The sequence below is a fragment of the Nocardia farcinica genome, assembly GCF_029867845.1.
GTDB lineage: Bacteria > Actinomycetota > Actinomycetes > Mycobacteriales > Mycobacteriaceae > Nocardia > Nocardia farcinica_A.
On record NZ_JARWRU010000378.1, the window covers coordinates 1 to 1,169 of the forward strand.

The following is a 1,169-nucleotide window of genomic DNA, read 5'->3' on the forward strand; positions in this document are numbered from 1 at the left end:
GGTCGTGCACCACCTCTCCCGCGGGAAGGCCGGCCCCGGCGATCCCGGCGTGCGTTCCGGCCGCGTCACCGCCACGGCGGTGGCCGCCGAGAACGCCGACCACTGGCTGCTGTGCGGCCCGCGCGAGCTCGTCACCGACACCGTCGACGCCCTGCTGGCCCGGGGCGTGCCCCGCGCGGCTGTCTCGTTCGAGCTGTTCGACACCGCTCACCCGAGCGCCCCGGTCGCCGACGCGGGAGGACCGGACACCGCCGTCACCATGCGCGGCGACGCATTCGAGCTGCGCTTCGAGATGCCGCGCGGCGCGGCCGTTCTCGACGCCGCCCTGCCGCACCGCGAGGACCTGCCCTACTCCTGCCTGGGCGGCTCGTGCGGAACCTGCCTCGCCGCAGTCGATTCCGGCGCGGTGGAGCTGCCCGGCGACCCGCTGCTCGCGCTCACCGAGGCCCAGCGAGCCGCCGGCCTGACCCTGCCCTGCGTGGCCCGTCCCGTCACCGACGAGCTGACCTTGCGCTTCGTCGACCCGGGCTCGTCATCGTGGTGAGACCGACCGGGTCACCCTGGGGAGGTGAGGTCGTAGACGGTGACGCCGTCGACGACGGTGGGGGTGAAGGTCTGGCCGACCCAGTCGCTGATCCGGGAGCTCTGCGAGTCGGGGGTGGTGCCGGGGCCGCCGCGGTTGCCGCCGAGGAAGTAGTGGATCTCGCCGTCGCGGACGTACCGCTGGAACCGTTCGAGGGTGGGGGCGGGGTGGCCCCCCGTGTAACCCCCCCTAGGCCGGGCGGGGGGGGCCCCGGCCCGCGGGGCGCGCGCCGCGCCCGGGGGAACCGCGGGGGGGGGGGTCGCCGCCGTTGAAGCCGCCGATCGGCAGGACGGGGCTGCCCGCGGCCAGCTGGACGACGGCCGCGCCGGTGGAACCGACGGTGGCGGCGACCCAGGTGTAGGCGGTGGCGTCGGTCGTGAGGAGGGTGATCAGGGCGCTGCCCGGGGCCGCGGCGGCCGGGAGAGCGCCGGGTCCGCCCGGTCCGCCCGGCAGGGGCGGGCCCGGCAGGGGCTGGCCGGCTGAGCCGTTTGGGGATTCGTCGGTGGTGGCCGGGTCGGCGGTGGCCGGGGCCGGGTCGGCGAGGGTGTCGGCGGCGCCGAGGGGCAGGGTGTCGGCGGTCGCCGAC

General features: G+C 77.3%; 1 protein-coding gene and 1 pseudogene. One reads left to right on the forward strand and one right to left on the reverse strand.

Annotated features, from left to right (window positions below; genetic code table 11):
- The coding region (locus QH283_RS08000) for a 2Fe-2S iron-sulfur cluster-binding protein (RefSeq protein WP_280502381.1) at window positions 1-544 on the forward strand (544 nt) is incomplete at its 5' end.
- Between the two features lie 228 nt (window positions 545-772).
- On the opposite strand, the pseudogene QH283_RS08005 reads toward QH283_RS08000, so the two are convergent.
- Window positions 773-1,169, reverse strand: a pseudogene (locus QH283_RS08005) (hypothetical protein); the annotation flags it as partial.